The sequence below is a fragment of the Kribbella sp. NPDC056861 genome (assembly GCF_040687575.1).
GTDB lineage: Bacteria > Actinomycetota > Actinomycetes > Propionibacteriales > Kribbellaceae > Kribbella.
This window is the reverse complement of sequence record NZ_JBFBNQ010000003.1, coordinates 1,115,016-1,129,546: the sequence shown is the minus strand read 5'-3', so window position 1 is coordinate 1,129,546 and position 14,531 is coordinate 1,115,016. Positions and strand designations below refer to the sequence as shown.

Sequence of the window (14,531 nt, the reverse complement as noted above, 5' to 3'; positions counted from 1 at the left end):
TTCGTTGACAGTGGAAATTCATTCCTAGTAGTTTCGGCCTAGGCCGTTATTGAAGGGGTCGCCCGATGAAAACCAGAGTCAGCCGTATCCTCGCGCCGCTCGCCGCGTTCGCGGTGGCGGCCTCACTCACGGCCTGTGGCGGCTCCGACGAGCCGTCCTCGTCCGGCGGCACCGTCACGGCCTGGATCTACCCGGTGATCGCCGACGAGAAGGCCGGTACGGCGTACTGGGGTCAGGTCGAGAAGGACTTCGAGGCCGCCAACGCCGGCACCGACCTGAAGATCGAGCTGCAGCCCTGGCTCAACCGGGACGAGAAGCTGGCCACCGCGTTCTCCGGTGGCAAGGGCCCGGACGTCGTACTGCTGAACCCGGACCAGGTTCCGCAGTACGTGAAGAACGGCTCGCTCTCGCCGGTCGACAAGGTGATCGACCCGGCCAAGGACAAGTTCCTGCCCGGCGCGGTCAAGGCGCTGACCGTCGACGGCAAGGCCTACGCGGCGCCGATCTACCACACCGTCACCACGACGATGTACAACAAGAAGCTGCTCGACAAGGCCGGCATCACCACGCCGCCGCAGACCTGGGACGAGATCAAGGCGGCCGCGCCGAAGCTCAAGGCGGCCGGGGTCGCGACGCTCGACTACTCGGCCTCGCCGAGCGCGACGCTGAACCTGAACTTCTACCCGCTGCTCTGGCAGGCCGGCGGCAGCGTCTTCTCCGAGGACGGCAAGAAGGCCGCCTTCAACCAGGCCCCCGGCGTCGAGGCGCTGACCTTCCTGACCAGCCTGTACTCCGAGGGCGCGATCCCGAAGAGCGCGCTGGCCAACGGCAACGTGATCGCCGACCAGGCGCTGGGCAAGCAGCAGGTCGCGATGGGCTTCACCAACACGCCCGCCGACGCCAAGACGGTCGCCGCCAACTGGGGCGCCGGCAACGTCGTGATCGGGCTCCCGCTGAAGGGCCAGAAGCAGGTCGGCTTCGGCCTGCCGGGCGGCCTGTCCGTGAACGCGGGGTCGAAGAACATCGCCGGCGCGGAGAAGTTCCTCTCCTTCATGATCGACCCCAAGCAGGTGGTCAGCCTGGGCACCGCCTCCGGCTTCCTGTCGCCGCGGACCGACGCGAAGGTGCCGGCCAAGGACGCGGAGGCGGAGAAGTTCGCCGCCGCCCTCGAGTACGCCTTCCCCGGCGAGCCGAACCCGGCCGCCCGGCAGGTGATGTCGCTGCTCGCGGTCGAACTGCAGGCGGCGCTGACCGGTAAGAAGACGCCGCAGCAGGCGCTGGACGACGCTGCCAAGCAGGCCGACGACCTGCTGTCCCGGCAGAGATGAGCTCGTGGGGAGGTCGCGCGGCAATGACGGAGGGAGGCCGCGCGGCTTCCCCACAGAACCAGGCGACAGGCCCGGCCGCGGGGGCGGCGCGCCGGGACCTGTCGCCGTGGCGGGGCCGCCGGTCGCTGGCCGGTCTGTTGTTCGTGGCCCCGATGCTGGTGCTGTTCGTGGTCTTCCGGTTCGTCCCGGTGGTCGGCGCGTTCCTGCTCTCGCTGACCGACTACCGGCTGAACGGCCAGTGGACCTTCGTTGCCGTTGACAACTACTCGCGGCTGCTCGGCGACGAGCTGTTCCACAAGAGCCTGCTGGTCACCCTCACCTACACGGTGATCTTCGTCCCGCTCACCGTCCTGCTCTCCCTCGGTACTGCGCTGCTGCTGCAGCAGGTGGTCTGGAACCGCGGCTTCTTCCGCGGCGTCTTCTTCCTGCCCTACGTCACCAGCATCGTGCTCGCCGCGGTGGTCTGGAAGTGGATCTACAACGCCGAGAACGGCCTGCTGAACGGCTTCCTCGGCTGGCTCTCGCTCGGCCCCTACGACTTCCTCGGCAACGCCAACTCGGTGCTGCCGTCGATCGCGGTCACCTCGGCCTGGAAGGGGTTCGGCTACTCGATGCTGATCCTGCTGGCCGGGCTGCAGGCAGTGCCGAAGTCCTACCTGGAGGCCGCGATGATCGACGGCGCCGGGCCCTGGCAGCGGTTCCGCCACATCGTCGTCCCGCAGTTGCGGCCGGTGCTGTTCTTCGTGCTGGTGATCGAGACGATCGGCGCCTTCCAGGTCTTCGACGCGATGTACGTGATGACCGCCGGCGGCCCGATCCGGGGCAGCTACTCGCTGGTCTACTTCCTCTACGACTCCGGCTTCAAGTTCTTCGACTTCGGCTACGCGAGCGCGATCGGGCTGGTGCTGTTCCTGATCGTGCTGGTGGTCTCGCTGGTGCAGCGCCGGCTGGTCGGCAGGGACGACTGATGCGCTCCGCCGTCTCGCCGGCCCGGCTGACCCTGCCGACCCTGCTCACGCTGACCGCGATCGTGACGATCGTCCCGTTCGCCGCGATGGTGCTGGTCGCCTTCGCGCCGCCGAGCGGCGAGACCTTCCCGGGCGCGCTCGACCCGACCCGGTGGACCTGGCAGAACTTCTCCACCGTGCTGTCCGGCTCGGACATCATCCGCTGGACGTTCAACTCGCTGGCGTACTCGCTGGTCTCGGTGTTCTTCATCCTGCTGTTCGCCGCGATGGCCGGCTACGCCTTCGCGAAGAAGCGGTTCCCGGGCCGGGAGCTGATGTTCTGGGCGTTCCTGGCGACCCTGATGGTGCCGTTCCAGGCGACCCTGATCCCGTCGTACATCCTGGTCTCGAAGCTCGGCTGGGTGGACGGCTACTGGGGGCTGATCGTGCCCACGCTGGCGAACTCCCAGGCGGTCTTCCTGATGCGCCAGTTCATCAGCCAGCTGCCGGACGAGCTGTTCGAGGCGGCCGAGATCGACGGCGCCTCGGAATGGCGGACCTTCACCACGATCGTGCTGCCGCTGGTCCGGCCGGCCCTGGCGACGCTCGGCATCTTCGTCTTCCTCTGGCACTGGAACGACTTCCTCTGGCCACTGGTGATCGGCCAGTCGGCGCAGATGCAGACGCTGACCGTCGGGCTGGCCAGCCTGCAGAGCGAGGCCGTCCCGATCAACCAGGTGATGGCCGGCGCGACCATCACCGTCGTCCCGAGCCTGCTCGTCTTCGGGCTGCTGCAGCGCTACCTGACCGACAGCATCGCGATGACCGGGCTCAAGACCTAGAGGTTGCCGAAGGCCTCGATCGCCTTGAGCGCATCGGCTTGTGACATCCCCGGCGGCTGGACCCGGAGAATGATGCCGTCGGCCCCCATCTCCTCGTAGTGCTGGATCCGCTCGGCGCACTCGGCCGGTGAGCCGATCACGCTGCGATCGGCGATGGCGTCCCAGCCCTGGGTGTACCGCGAGGCGTCGGCGGAGGTGCGCTTCCAGCCGGCGTACGCGTCGTACAGGTCGCGCAGCGGCTCCTCCAGCGCCTTGCGGGCGTCCTGCGAGGTCGGCGCCGCGTAGCCCTCGCGGCACAGGATCACCTCGGCGCCGAGCGTGCCTTCACCGCGGGGATACGACCGGTACTCCGCCATCTTGGCCGGCAGGTCGGCGTCGAGTTCGTTGAACGACGTGGTCCAGCCGTCGCACATCCGGGCGGTGCGTTCGAGCATCGCCGAGACGCGGCCGCCGTTCCAGATCCGCGGTCGCGGGTTCTGCACCGGCTTCGGCGACAGGAAGGCCTCGCTGATGCTGGTGTACCTGCCGTCGACGGTGACCTCGTCCTCGGTCCACAGCCGGGTGACGATCTCCAGGCACTCCTCGAACCGCGCGACCCGCTCGCGCTGCGTCACGCCGTACAGGGCGAACTCCTCCGGCCGGTAGCCGAGCACGAAGCCCGCGGTCAGCCGCCCGCCGGACAGCACGTCCAGGTGCGCGAGCGTCTCGGCCAGCACGACCGGCTGGTAGAGCGGCGCGACGATGCCGGCGGTGGCGATCCCGATCCGCTCGGTCTTCGCCGCCAGCCAGGTCAGCGAGGTGAGGATCTCGTGGTAGCCAGGGCGGTGCAGATGCCGCTCACCGAGCACGATCCACTCGAAGCCGGCCTGCTCGGCCAGCCGGGCCTGTTCGACGCCGTCCTCGAGGGAGGGGCGGTCCGCCTGGTCGCCGTACAGGTTCAGATAGAGCCCGAGTCGCATCGTTGCCACCTTTCCGTCCATTGACATCACCCATATCAGGTAATTACGGTCTTGACCGTAAGTCCTTTTTCGTCGTCGCGCGACCCCGAGGAGCAGACTCATGAGTGTTGCATCGCAGCCCATCGGTCTGCCGGCCGCCGCGGCCGCCGGTTCGATCGCCGAGATCCGCACCCGGGTGGTGCGGGCGGCGTACCGGCGTCCGTTCCGGATCAGCAGCGGTGTCAGCCACGAGTTGATCAGCCTGGTGGTGGAGGTCGAGACGACCGACGGCGTGGTCGGGATCGGCGAGACCTCGCCGATGACGGCGTACACCGGTGAGACGCTGGCCGGCGTCCGGGCGGCGATCGAGGAGCACCTCGCGCCCGCTCTGATCGGCCACGACCCACTCGACCGGGCCGGTGCGCACCTGGTGATGGACACCGCGCTGCGCGGCCAGCACGTCGCCAAGTCGGGGCTCGACATCGCCTTGTTCGACCTGGCCGGAGTCCTGAGCGGCTGGCCGGTCCATGTCCTGCTCGGCGGCAGCATCCGCACTCGGGTGGAGACCGCCTGGGTGGTCGGCCTCGGCACCCTCGACGAGATGGCCGCCGAGGCCGCGGAGTACGCCGAACGCGGGTTCCGGCACCTGAAGGTCAAGGGCGGCCAGGATCCGGCGCGCGACCTCGAACTCGTCCGGGCAGTGCTCGCTGCGCTCCCGCCTGGCGCAGAGCTCTGCCTGGACGCCAACGAGGGGTACGACTCCGCTACCGCGCTGCCGGTGCTCACCAAGATGGCTGACGCGGGCCTGGCGCTCGTGGAGCAGCCGCTGCCCCGGTGGGACCTCGCTGGGCTGGTGAGACTCAGGGAGCGAGTCGGGCTGCGGCTGATGGTCGACGAGAGCATGCAGTCGCTGCAGGACGCCATGGAGATTGTGCGCCGGGGTGCTGCCGATGTGCTGAACATCAAGATCCTCAAGGTCGGCGGGCTGCACAGGGCGCTGCAGATCGCTCACCTGGCCGAGGCGGCCGGGTTGGCGGTGAAGGTGGGTTCCATGCCGGAGCTGGGGGTTGCGACACTCGCCGCAGTACACCTGGCGGCTGCTGTGCCCGGTGCTACCGTCCCGGCCGACCTGGTCGGGCCGTTGCTGGTCCGCGAGGAGCCGCTGGCTCCCAAGGCCTTCAGTGACGTCAACGGCTGGGTGGATGTGCCCACTCGGCCCGGATTGGGACATGACCTCTGATGCACGCACTAGTTGACCAACTCCGCGGCACGCTCCTCCCTGCTGTCGTCACACCGATGGACAGCTCAGGAGTCATCTCGTACGACGCCCTGGAGGCCTACGCGTCGGCTATCTCAGCGGGGCCCATCGGCGGGGTGGCCGTGTGGGCTCACACCGGCCGCGGGCTGTACCTGAGCGATGCGGACCGCGGCAAGGTGCTGTCGACCTGGCGGGCCGCTACTAGCGCTCCACTGGTGGCCGGGGTCGGTGTACCCCGCAGTGTCTCGCCAGGGAGCTTGCAGGAGGCCGAGGACGCCACGGTGTCGATGGCCGTCAACGCAGCAGGCTTCGGGGCTGATGCGGTGATGGTCTATCCCCTGGCGGCCTACGGCTCCCTGCCCGACGGGGAGGCCGCGGCAGTGCGGCTGCACCAGCGGGTGGCGGCGGAGAGCGGGCTGCCGCTGGTCGGCTTCTACCTGCACGGCGGGGCCGGCGGGTACCCGTATCCGCCGTCGCTGATCGAGGAACTGCTGTCACTGCCGGAGATGCTCGGGGTGAAGACCGCGACGCTGGACCAGGCCGTCGCCTGTCAGGACGCGATCTGGGCCGGTCGCTCCAGCGGGAAGTTGCTCATCACCGGCGAGGACCGGATGTACGGCCCTTCGATGATGTGGGGAGCCGACACTGCTCTGGTGGGCATCGCTGCAGCTCAGGTAGAGCTTTCAGCCGCAGTACTGCGTGCTTGGACTGCTGGCGACCACACGGAGTTCCTGCAGGCATCAGACCGCTTGGACCGGTTCGCCGCGGCCACCTTCTACGACCCGATCGAGGGCTACGTCCAACGCATGCTCTGGGCCGCGGTCTGGGAAGGCCTGCTGCCCGAGGAGGCTGCTTTCGATCCCTACGGCCCTGCGCTGCCCGCCGCCGAGCGCGACCTCGTCATCCGTTGTCTCGAAAGCCTTTGAACAACCGCTCCGCATTTCCCGACAGCACCTGCCCGAGCTCTTCCTCGGTGAACCCCGCGTCGCGGATCACCCCGAGGGAGATGCACGGATCGATCAACGTCGAGTCGGTGCCGAACAGAAACTGCTCCATCGGTACGCCGACCCCGCGCGCGTAGGCGATCCGGCCGGCATCCGTCACCGTGCGGCAGTGCTCCAGATAAATCCGGTCGCACTCGACCGCCGCACTGGCCGCCTCGCGCCACGCGTCACCACCCGCATGCCCCGCGATCACCTGCAGGTTGGGCCGGTTCTCCAGCATCCCCGGCAGCAACGCCACGTCCGTGCCCCAGGTGTGAATCAGCAACGGCACCTTCAACTCGTCCAGCAGATCGAAGGCATCAGCCATCAACGGCGATCCGATCGTCACCCCCGGATAAGTCGTGTGGATCTTCGCCCCCACGAACCGTCCGGTGCTCAGGCAGTCCCTCAGATCCTCCGCGCTGCGCTCCAGCCGGTTGGCGTTGACCACCGCGTACCCGCGCAGCCGCGGCTGGTCGACCAGGACCTCGGCCAGCTTCGCGTTGCCTGCCACCGCGTCGTACACCACCGCCTCGGCCGCCGACACGATCTGCAGCTCGATCCCGTACCGGTCCATCAGCTCGAGATTGAGCTCGACACCGTCCACCTCCAGGTGGAACGGCCACGGCCCCCAGTGCCCGTGCACGTCAATGATCCGCATGCAGCCCCCGAACGTTGCCTCCAGCAATCAGTTGCCGGTCCTCGGCACTGATCCGCGCGTACCGCAACCGCAGCGTCTGCGGCGAGACGTCCATGAACGGCGTCCGCGACCCGAACACCAGATGCCTGGCCCCCACGCTGTCGACCACCCGCTCGATCCCGTCCGGACTCGACAACATCCTGGTCGTCGCCCTGAACCCCTGCTCCTGCTGGGCCATCAGGACGAAGTCGCCGAGCAGATAGACATGGAGATCCAGGAAGATCACCTCGGCGCCGCGGCCCGCCAGTACGTCGCCGAACTTTCGCGGATCCCCGTCCTGCAACAGCACCAGGTTTCGCTCGAGCGCCTCCCGGACGACGTGCCGATACCCCGGCGTATCTCCCGGCACCCCTTGCTGCACGGTGAACAACCGAAGAAACCTGACGCCTTGCGCCACCATCGCGTCGAGCTGGTCGACGACAGTGACCGGATCGCGGAGATCCACCGTGCCCACCGGAACCAACCCGTCCGAGGACGACGCTGCTGCGAAGGTCTCCGCGTTGCCGGCCCGGTCGGAGAAGAGCGCGCCGCGGGTGGAGACGGCCAGCGCGTTCTGGATCTGGTGCTTGGCCAGGTGGGACTTGAGGCCGGCGAGATCGGTGTCGACGGGATGACTGGGCCAGGCGCCGAAGAGCACGTCCACGTCGTACTCGATGTCTTCGTCAGGTGACCGGGTCAGCCAGTCAGCCATCAGTGGGCACCTTCCGGATCGCGCGGGCGATGTCGTCGACGTCGGCCTCCGTGTAGGCCTCGTTCCAGGGCAACACTACGAGAGTCCGGTCGATCAGGCGTTCGGCGTTCGGGCACAGGCCGGTCGGGTAGTCACGGTCAAGCGGGTACCGCGAGGTGCCGTAGACCGGGGAGCCGGTGAACACCGGGTTGGCGTAGAGCGGGCGATCCAGGTACCCCGCGGAGGCCGGAATGCCATCGAGGGTCAGCGACTCGGCCCAGACATGGTTGTCGCCGGCCACGATCAGCGGGAACAGCCAGAAGGCGTGCCCAGCCAGCGACGGCAGCCCCACTCCAGCGAGGTCGCCGAGTGCCGTCACCAACTGGGAGGCGGCCTCGCGGCGTCGCTTGACCACCTCGGCAACCTTCCCGAGCTGAGCGCGAGCGACGGCCGCGACCAGTTCCGTCATCCGGTAGTTCAGCCCGAGCATCAGGTGCACCCGCCCACCCGAGCGGTCCCATCCCTTGTCCATGAACAATCGCATCCGCGCGGCCAGCTCGGCATCAGCCGTCAGCGCCAGCCCGCCGTCCCCGGCCGTGATGTGCTTGTACTGCTGCAAGCTGAAACAGGCGATGTCCCCGACGGTCCCCAGCAACTCGCCGGACGCCGTAGTGCCGAGCCATGCCTGGGCGCAGTCCTCGATCAGCAGCAGCCGATGCCGATCCGCGATGGCCCGCAACGCGTGGACATCAGCCGGGGCGCCGAAGAGATGCACCGCGATGATCGCCCGGGTCCGTGGCGTGATCGCCGCCTCCACCGCCGCCGGATCGAGGTTGCCGGTCGCCGGATCCACATCAGCGAACACCGGTACGCCGTTCTGCGCGAGGATCGGCGCCACCGTGCCGAAATCGGAGATCGGCGTGGTGATCACCTCGTCCCCCGGCTCGAACTGCACGGCCGCCACGGCAAGGTGCAACGCCGCAGTACCGGAACTGCAGGCCACCGCGGGACGTCCGTAGAGCGCTGCCATCTCGTCCTCGAGGGCCCGTGCCTCGACGCCGAAAGTGCTGCACAACACGGCGGAATCGAGCACTCGCAAGACGGCGGCGCGCTCCTCCGCACCGATCGTCCGGCCGGCCGGTTCGAGCACCCCGGGCAGCGGCGTACGGCGTACTGGCGCTCCGGACATGAGCGGCTCCCCGAGATTGCAGCAATTTAGGTCTTGACCGAAACCTAGGAGACGGCGTCAGATGGCGTCAAGAGTTCCCTCGGATCGTGCAAGCAGTGCGCTATTGTGCCGAATTGGGGGCAGGGACAGATTTTCGGACCTGAATGTTCACAGATCCAATGAGGGGTGCACCGCAGTGATCAGCGTCGGGATCATCGGCCCGGAGGATCTGGTCCAGCGCGTCCTCGCCGTCGGTACCGCGAGCCACCCGGCGACCCTGGTGCCGCTGCCCTACCGGCACGAGACCGAGGCCGTCCAGCTGGTCGAGCAGGTGCACGAGCAGGTCGACGCGATCCTCTTCACCGGTGTCGTGCCGTTCACGATCGCCACCGAGGCCGGCGTCATCGACCGGCCGGCGATGTACGTCTCGTACGACGGCGCCACCCTGCTGCGCGCGCTGGTCGAGCTGCTCCGGCTCGGCCACGACGTCACCCGGCTGTCGATCGACACGCTGCGCCGGGCGGAGGTGATCGAGACGCTGATCGAGGCCAAGCTGCCCACCGACGACATCCACGTGCTGCCGTACCGCGCCGGTCTCACCTCGGACGACATCGTCGCCTTCCACCGCTCCGTCCACGAGCAGCACGACACGAAGGTCGCGATCAGCTGTCTCGGATCGGCGTTCCACCTGCTGGAGAACGAGATGCCGTCGGTGCGCCTCGCCCCCTCGCGGTACTCGATCCAGTCGACCCTGCAGGCCCTCGTGCTCACCACCACCGGCCAGCACGTCGGCGACGCCCAGGTCGCCCTCGGCATCGTCGAGCTCCCCCAGCCGGACGACGCACTGGCCCGCGACCTGATCACGCTCGGCGGCAGCCTCGCAGTACTGCCCGACGGCCGGAACCTCGTCGTCACCACCCGCGGCCTGCTCGAACAAGCCACCGAGCAGTTCAGCCGGATGCCGCTGCTCGACGCACTCGCCGCCCGGCACCCAACGGCCCGCGTCGGCTTCGGAGTAGGCCGTACTGCGGCCGAGGCCGAGGCGCTCGCCCGCCGCGCTGTCAGCCGCGCCGCGTCGATGGGCCCGGTGGCCGGTGTGGTCTCGATGTCGGACGACGTCGAGATCGTGATCGAGCCGTCCAGCGAAACCGACGCGCCCGCCCCCGACCGCGGCCCCGAATCACTGCCGCTGCTGGCCCGCCGGGTCGGCCTCAACACCCAAACGCTGTCCCGGATGCGCGAACTCGTCGCCACCCTCCCCGACGGCCTCACCACCCAGGACGTCGCCGAACACCTCGCCGTCCAGCTCCGCACCGCCCGCCGAGTCCTCAAACGCCTCGAACGCGCCGGCCTGGCCGACCCCATCGGCAGCCAGCAACACGGCCGCACGGGCCGCCCACCGACTGTCTATCTGATCCGGCTTTAAGGCTCGATGACGGTGATGCCTGCGGGCGTCCCGTCACTCAACGCAGCAAGCGCAGCCGGTACTTCGTCCAGCCCGATCCTCCGCGTCACCAACTCAGCGGGCTTCAGGTTGCCGGAGGCAACGAGCCCGAGCATCTCCGGGTAGGCATGCGCCGGCATCCCATGACTGCCGAGCCACTCCAACTCCTGCCAGATCAACCCACCGACATCCAGCCGCACCCCGGACGGCAGCAACCCGACCTGCAGATGCCGCCCGCGCGGCCGTAGCGACCGCAGCGCGCTCTGCACGATCTCGTTGGACCCCAGCGCATCCATCGTCACCTGCGCCCCACCGCCGGTCAGCTCCCGAATCTCCTCGGCAACAGACTCAGACGACAACAGCACCTCTGCAGCGCCGTACGACCGCGCCAACTCCAACGCCGCCGGACTCGTGTCCACAGCAATCACCCGCGCCCCGAGCGACGCAGCGATCATCACCGCCGACAGCCCGATCCCCCCACACCCGAAGATCACCACGTTCTCACCAGCCGCGACCCGCCCAACCTGCCGCACAGCCCGGAACGAGGTAGCAAACCGGCACCCCAGCCCAGCCGCCGTACCGAAGTCCATCGACTCCGGCAGCCGCACCAGATTCACCGCGGCAAACGGCAGCGCGACGTACTCCGCAAACGAACCCCAGTAGTTGAACCCCGGCTGCAACTGATTCGGGCAGACCTGCTGATTCCCCTCCAGACACTGCTCACACGACCCACAAGCGCAGATGAACGGCGACGTGACGCGATCACCAACCGCCCACCCCTCCACCCCAGCACCCACGGCCGCGATCGTCCCGGCCAGCTCATGCCCAGGCACGTGCGGCAGCACTATGTCCGAGTCGTGGCCCTGCCAGCCGTGCCAGTCACTACGGCACAGCCCGGTCGCCTCAACCTTCAGGACCACCCCACCCGGCTGAACCGCCGGCTCGGGCACCTCCTGCACCGTCGGCAGTACGCCGTACTTCTCGATCACGATCGCGCGCATCGGGCCATCCTAACCGGGCGGTTTGCATGATCATGCAGAGGAGTGCATACTTATTCTCATGTCCAAGGTCATCACGTCTCTGCCCGTCGGCGAACGCGTCGGCATCGCCTTCTCCGGAGGGCTCGACACCTCCGTCGCGGTCGCGTGGATGCGCGACAAGGGCGCGGTGCCCTGCACCTACACCGCCGACATCGGTCAGGCCGACGAGCCCGACATCGACCAGGTCCCCGGCCGCGCCAAGGCGTACGGCGCCGAGATCTCCCGGCTGGTCGACTGCCGGGCCGCGCTGGTCGAGGAGGGGCTGGCCGCGCTGACCTGCGGCGCGTTCCACATCCGCAGCGGCGGCCGGGCGTACTTCAACACCACCCCGCTGGGCCGCGCGGTGACCGGCACCCTTCTGGTCCGGGCGATGCTCGAGGACGACGTCCAGATCTGGGGCGACGGCTCGACCTTCAAGGGCAACGACATCGAGCGGTTCTACCGCTACGGGCTGCTGACCAACCCGAACCTGCGGATCTACAAGCCGTGGCTGGACGCCGCCTTCGTCACCGAGCTCGGTGGCCGCAAGGAGATGAGCGAGTGGCTGGTCGCGCACCAGCTGCCGTACCGCGACAGCACCGAGAAGGCGTACTCCACCGACGCGAACATCTGGGGCGCGACGCACGAGGCGAAGACGCTGGAGCACCTGGACACCGGGATCGAGACGGTCGACCCGATCATGGGCGTGAAGTTCTGGGACCCCGAGGTCGAGATCGCCACCGAGGACGTCACCATCGGCTTCGTCCGGGGCCGGCCGGTGACCATCAACGGCAAGGAGTTCGGCTCCGCGGTCGACCTGGTGCTGGAGGCCAACACGGTCGGCGGCCGGCACGGGCTGGGCATGTCGGACCAGATCGAGAACCGGATCATCGAGGCCAAGAGCCGGGGCATCTACGAGGCGCCGGGGATGGCGCTGCTGCACGCGGCGTACGAGCGGCTGGTGAACGCGATCCACAACGAGGACACCATCGCGGCGTACCACACCGAGGGCCGCAAGCTCGGCCGGCTGATGTACGAGGGCCGCTGGCTGGACCCGCAGGCGCTGATGGTCCGCGAGTCGCTGCAGCGCTGGGTCGGCTCGGCGATCACCGGCGAGGTCACCCTGCGGCTGCGGCGCGGCGACGACTACTCGATCATCAACACCACCGGCCCGGCCTTCAGCTACCACCCCGACAAGCTGTCGATGGAGCGCACCGAGGACTCCGCCTTCGGCCCGGTCGACCGGATCGGCCAGCTCACCATGCGGAACCTGGACATCGCCGACTCCCGCGCCAAGCTGGAGCAGTACGCCGGCATGGGCCTGATCGGCTCCGCCCACGCCGAACTGCTCGGCGCCGACACCACCCTGATCGGCGAGATGACCTCAGGCGGCGCCGACGCGATCGCCTCCCGCGGCCAGATCAACCCCGACGACGAGCTGCTCGACAACGCAGCCATGGAGTTCGGCACCGACTGACCAACAGCAACAAGAACAGAAGAAAGTAGAAAAGCAGAAGGCAGTGGGCTGAGGCCCACTGCCTTTCTGCGTTCGGTGCCACCTAAGGCAACTGAGCCAACTGCTTCTAGTACTTCAGGCGGACGCCGACCTCAGCCACAACGGCGGATCCCCGCCTCATCACCACGGCGGGGACCCCAAACGCCAATAAAACAAAGAAGAAAATCAGCCGCCGGCGACAGCGGGGATGATGGAGACCTGGCCGCCGTCCTTGATCGGCGTCTGCAGCCCCTCAGAGAACCGCACATCGTCGTTGTCCACATAAATGTTCACGAACCGCCGCAGCTCACCCGACTCGTCCAGCACCCGGCTCTTGATCCCCGGGTACGACGCATCGAGCGACTCCAGCACCTCGCTCAGCGTGCCACCCTCGACGGAGACCTCGGAGACGCCCTGGGTGTACGGGCGCAGAATGGTCGGGACACGGACGCTCACACTCACTGCAGACCAGCCTTCACGAAGGCGTCGTACGACGCGGGGATGGTGACCTTCGGGCCGACCCGGTCGGCCACGGCGTCGAGCGTCTTCAGCCCGTCGCCGGAGTTGATGATCACCGTCTCGGCCTCCGGGTCGAGCTGGCCGGTCTCGATCAGCTTCTTCAGCGTCGCGACGGTCACCCCGCCCGCGGTCTCGGTGAAGATGCCCTCGGTCCGGGCGAGCAACTGGATGCCCTCGATCACCTCTTCGTCGCTGACGTCCTCGATCACCCCACCGGTCCGCCGGGCCACGTCGAGCACGTACGGCCCGTCCGCCGGGTTGCCGATCGCCAGCGACTTCGCGATGGTGTCCGGCTTGACCGGCTTCACCACGTCGTACCCGTCGCGGAACGCCTGCGCCACCGGCGAGCAGCCGGTCGCCTGGGCGCCGTAGATCTTGTAGTCGGTCGCGTCGACCAGCCCCAGCTTGCCGAGCTCGGTGAAGCCCTTGTCGATCTTGGTCAGCTGCGAGCCGGACGCGACCGGGATCACCACCTGCTGCGGGATCCGCCAGCCGAGCTGCTCGGCGATCTCGAAGGCCAGCGTCTTGGAGCCCTCGGAGTAGTACGGCCGGACGTTGACGTTCACGAACGCCCAGCCGTCCTCCTCACCGGCGATCTCGGAGGCGAGCTTGTTCACGTCGTCGTAGTTGCCCTCGACGGCCACCAGCGTCCCGCCGTACACGGCGGTGGTGATGATCTTGGGCCGCTCCAGGTCCTGCGGCACGAACACGACCGAGCGGATGCCGGCCCGGGCGGCGGCCGCGGCGACCGCGTTGGCCAGGTTGCCGGTGGAGGGGCAGGCGAAGACCCGCATGCCGAGCTCGCGGGTGGCGCTCAGGGCGGACGCGACCACCCGGTCCTTGAAGGAGTGGGTGGGGTTGCCCGAGTCGTCCTTCACCCACAGCTTGCGCAGGCCCAGCTCGCGGGCCAGGTTGCCGGCGTCGATCAACCGGGTGTAGCCGGGCTCCATGTTCGGGAAGCTCGCCACGTCGACCGGGACCGGCAGCAGCGGCTGGTACCGCCAGATGTTCTTGGGTCCGGCTTCGATCTGCTCACGCGTGATGGTCGGGAACTCGTACCCGACCTCCAGCGGACCGAAGCACTCCATACAGGCATAGAACGGACCCAGCTCGGATTTCGCGCCACAGGCGCGACAGCTCAGGTGGGTTCCGTTGCCGAAGGCACCTTCACGGATGGTGTGGGTGGCGGCTGCGGTGCTCAGGCTCATGACGGAGTTTTC

Annotated in this window: 14 protein-coding genes; 7 read left to right on the top strand and 7 right to left on the bottom strand. The window is 68.3% G+C overall.

Going from position 1 to position 14,531, the window contains the following annotated elements:
* The first annotated feature begins 65 nt into the window (after positions 1-65).
* From AB0P21_RS19250 to AB0P21_RS19240, 3 genes are read left to right on the top strand one after another with little or no spacing between them, the layout of a single operon-like run.
* The gene (locus AB0P21_RS19250; RefSeq protein ID WP_363698287.1) at positions 66-1,328 is read left to right on the top strand and encodes a sugar ABC transporter substrate-binding protein; all 1,263 of its coding nucleotides are present in this window, start codon (positions 66-68) and stop codon (positions 1,326-1,328) included.
* Between the two features lie 23 nt (positions 1,329-1,351).
* On the top strand, positions 1,352-2,296 hold the full coding sequence (locus tag AB0P21_RS19245; RefSeq protein ID WP_363698286.1) for a sugar ABC transporter permease: 945 nt from the start codon (positions 1,352-1,354) through the stop codon (positions 2,294-2,296).
* Positions 2,296-3,117, top strand: a complete 822-nt coding sequence (locus AB0P21_RS19240) for a carbohydrate ABC transporter permease (RefSeq protein ID WP_363698285.1) — start codon at positions 2,296-2,298, stop codon at positions 3,115-3,117. Before AB0P21_RS19245 ends, AB0P21_RS19240 begins: the two co-directional genes overlap by 1 nt.
* On the opposite strand, the gene AB0P21_RS19235 is transcribed toward AB0P21_RS19240, so the two are convergent.
* Positions 3,114-4,076 carry an LLM class flavin-dependent oxidoreductase gene (locus tag AB0P21_RS19235; RefSeq protein ID WP_363698283.1) on the bottom strand — a complete coding sequence of 321 codons (963 nt, stop codon included), beginning with the start codon at positions 4,074-4,076 and terminating at the stop codon, positions 3,114-3,116. The two genes, AB0P21_RS19240 and AB0P21_RS19235, sit on opposite strands and share 4 nt — an antisense overlap.
* Positions 4,077-4,176: 100 nt before the next feature.
* Here AB0P21_RS19235 and AB0P21_RS19230 point away from each other — a divergent pair, with 100 nt between their 5' ends.
* Both AB0P21_RS19230 and AB0P21_RS19225 read left to right on the top strand, forming a co-directional pair.
* Positions 4,177-5,295: a dipeptide epimerase gene (locus AB0P21_RS19230; protein WP_363698282.1), complete on the top strand. Its 1,119-nt coding sequence runs from the start codon at positions 4,177-4,179 to the stop codon at positions 5,293-5,295.
* On the top strand, positions 5,295-6,239 hold the full coding sequence (locus AB0P21_RS19225; protein WP_363698281.1) for a dihydrodipicolinate synthase family protein: 945 nt from the start codon (positions 5,295-5,297) through the stop codon (positions 6,237-6,239). The genes AB0P21_RS19230 and AB0P21_RS19225 overlap by 1 nt, the downstream gene beginning before the upstream one ends.
* On the opposite strand, the gene AB0P21_RS19220 is transcribed toward AB0P21_RS19225, so the two are convergent.
* Genes AB0P21_RS19220 through AB0P21_RS19210 form a run of 3 tightly spaced genes read right to left on the bottom strand, consistent with a single transcriptional unit; the run spans position 6,214 to position 8,855 of the window.
* Complete coding sequence (locus AB0P21_RS19220) at positions 6,214-6,957, bottom strand: amidohydrolase family protein (RefSeq protein WP_363698279.1); 744 nt, start codon at positions 6,955-6,957, stop codon at positions 6,214-6,216. The genes AB0P21_RS19225 and AB0P21_RS19220 overlap by 26 nt on opposite strands.
* Positions 6,944-7,687: a hypothetical protein gene (locus AB0P21_RS19215; protein WP_363698278.1), complete on the bottom strand. Its 744-nt coding sequence runs from the start codon at positions 7,685-7,687 to the stop codon at positions 6,944-6,946. The genes AB0P21_RS19220 and AB0P21_RS19215 overlap by 14 nt, the downstream gene beginning before the upstream one ends.
* The gene (locus AB0P21_RS19210; RefSeq protein ID WP_363698276.1) at positions 7,680-8,855 is read right to left on the bottom strand and encodes a DegT/DnrJ/EryC1/StrS family aminotransferase; all 1,176 of its coding nucleotides are present in this window, start codon (positions 8,853-8,855) and stop codon (positions 7,680-7,682) included. The genes AB0P21_RS19215 and AB0P21_RS19210 overlap by 8 nt, the downstream gene beginning before the upstream one ends.
* Before the next feature lie 175 nt (positions 8,856-9,030).
* Here AB0P21_RS19210 and AB0P21_RS19205 point away from each other — a divergent pair, with 175 nt between their 5' ends.
* Complete coding sequence (locus AB0P21_RS19205; RefSeq protein ID WP_363698275.1) at positions 9,031-10,260, top strand: helix-turn-helix domain-containing protein; 1,230 nt, start codon at positions 9,031-9,033, stop codon at positions 10,258-10,260.
* On the opposite strand, the gene AB0P21_RS19200 is transcribed toward AB0P21_RS19205, so the two are convergent.
* The gene (locus AB0P21_RS19200) at positions 10,257-11,279 is read right to left on the bottom strand and encodes a zinc-dependent alcohol dehydrogenase family protein (protein WP_363698273.1); all 1,023 of its coding nucleotides are present in this window, start codon (positions 11,277-11,279) and stop codon (positions 10,257-10,259) included. The two genes, AB0P21_RS19205 and AB0P21_RS19200, sit on opposite strands and share 4 nt — an antisense overlap.
* A 58-nt stretch (positions 11,280-11,337) precedes the next feature.
* Between AB0P21_RS19200 and argG the strand changes: the two genes are divergently transcribed.
* On the top strand, positions 11,338-12,774 hold the full coding sequence (gene argG / locus AB0P21_RS19195; RefSeq protein ID WP_363698271.1) for an argininosuccinate synthase: 1,437 nt from the start codon (positions 11,338-11,340) through the stop codon (positions 12,772-12,774).
* Positions 12,775-12,978: 204 nt separating this feature from the next.
* Here the strand turns inward: argG and AB0P21_RS19190 are convergent, their stop codons facing one another.
* Both AB0P21_RS19190 and thrC read right to left on the bottom strand, forming a co-directional pair.
* Positions 12,979-13,254 (bottom strand): MoaD/ThiS family protein, encoded by a 276-nt coding sequence (locus AB0P21_RS19190; protein ID WP_363698270.1) that lies wholly within the window; start codon positions 13,252-13,254, stop codon positions 12,979-12,981.
* Complete coding sequence (gene thrC, locus AB0P21_RS19185; RefSeq protein WP_363698268.1) at positions 13,251-14,519, bottom strand: threonine synthase; 1,269 nt, start codon at positions 14,517-14,519, stop codon at positions 13,251-13,253. Before thrC ends, AB0P21_RS19190 begins: the two co-directional genes overlap by 4 nt.
* Between the last annotated feature and the right edge of the window lie 12 nt (positions 14,520-14,531).

Excerpts from the sequence above, each read along its gene's own strand:
- AB0P21_RS19250 (WP_363698287.1), top strand. The coding sequence starts at position 66 with ATGAAAACCAGAGTCAGCCGTATCCTCGCGCCGCTCGCCGCGTTCGCG.
- AB0P21_RS19245 (WP_363698286.1), top strand. The coding sequence starts at position 1,352 with ATGACGGAGGGAGGCCGCGCGGCTTCCCCACAGAACCAGGCGACAGGC.
- AB0P21_RS19240 (WP_363698285.1), top strand. The coding sequence starts at position 2,296 with ATGCGCTCCGCCGTCTCGCCGGCCCGGCTGACCCTGCCGACCCTGCTC.
- AB0P21_RS19235 (WP_363698283.1), bottom strand. The coding sequence starts at position 4,076 with ATGCGACTCGGGCTCTATCTGAACCTGTACGGCGACCAGGCGGACCGC.
- AB0P21_RS19230 (WP_363698282.1), top strand. The coding sequence starts at position 4,177 with ATGAGTGTTGCATCGCAGCCCATCGGTCTGCCGGCCGCCGCGGCCGCC.
- AB0P21_RS19225 (WP_363698281.1), top strand. The coding sequence starts at position 5,295 with ATGCACGCACTAGTTGACCAACTCCGCGGCACGCTCCTCCCTGCTGTC.
- AB0P21_RS19220 (WP_363698279.1), bottom strand. The coding sequence starts at position 6,957 with ATGCGGATCATTGACGTGCACGGGCACTGGGGGCCGTGGCCGTTCCAC.
- AB0P21_RS19215 (WP_363698278.1), bottom strand. The coding sequence starts at position 7,687 with ATGGCTGACTGGCTGACCCGGTCACCTGACGAAGACATCGAGTACGAC.
- AB0P21_RS19210 (WP_363698276.1), bottom strand. The coding sequence starts at position 8,855 with ATGTCCGGAGCGCCAGTACGCCGTACGCCGCTGCCCGGGGTGCTCGAA.
- AB0P21_RS19200 (WP_363698273.1), bottom strand. The coding sequence starts at position 11,279 with ATGCGCGCGATCGTGATCGAGAAGTACGGCGTACTGCCGACGGTGCAG.
- argG (WP_363698271.1), top strand. The coding sequence starts at position 11,338 with ATGTCCAAGGTCATCACGTCTCTGCCCGTCGGCGAACGCGTCGGCATC.
- thrC (WP_363698268.1), bottom strand. The coding sequence starts at position 14,519 with ATGAGCCTGAGCACCGCAGCCGCCACCCACACCATCCGTGAAGGTGCC.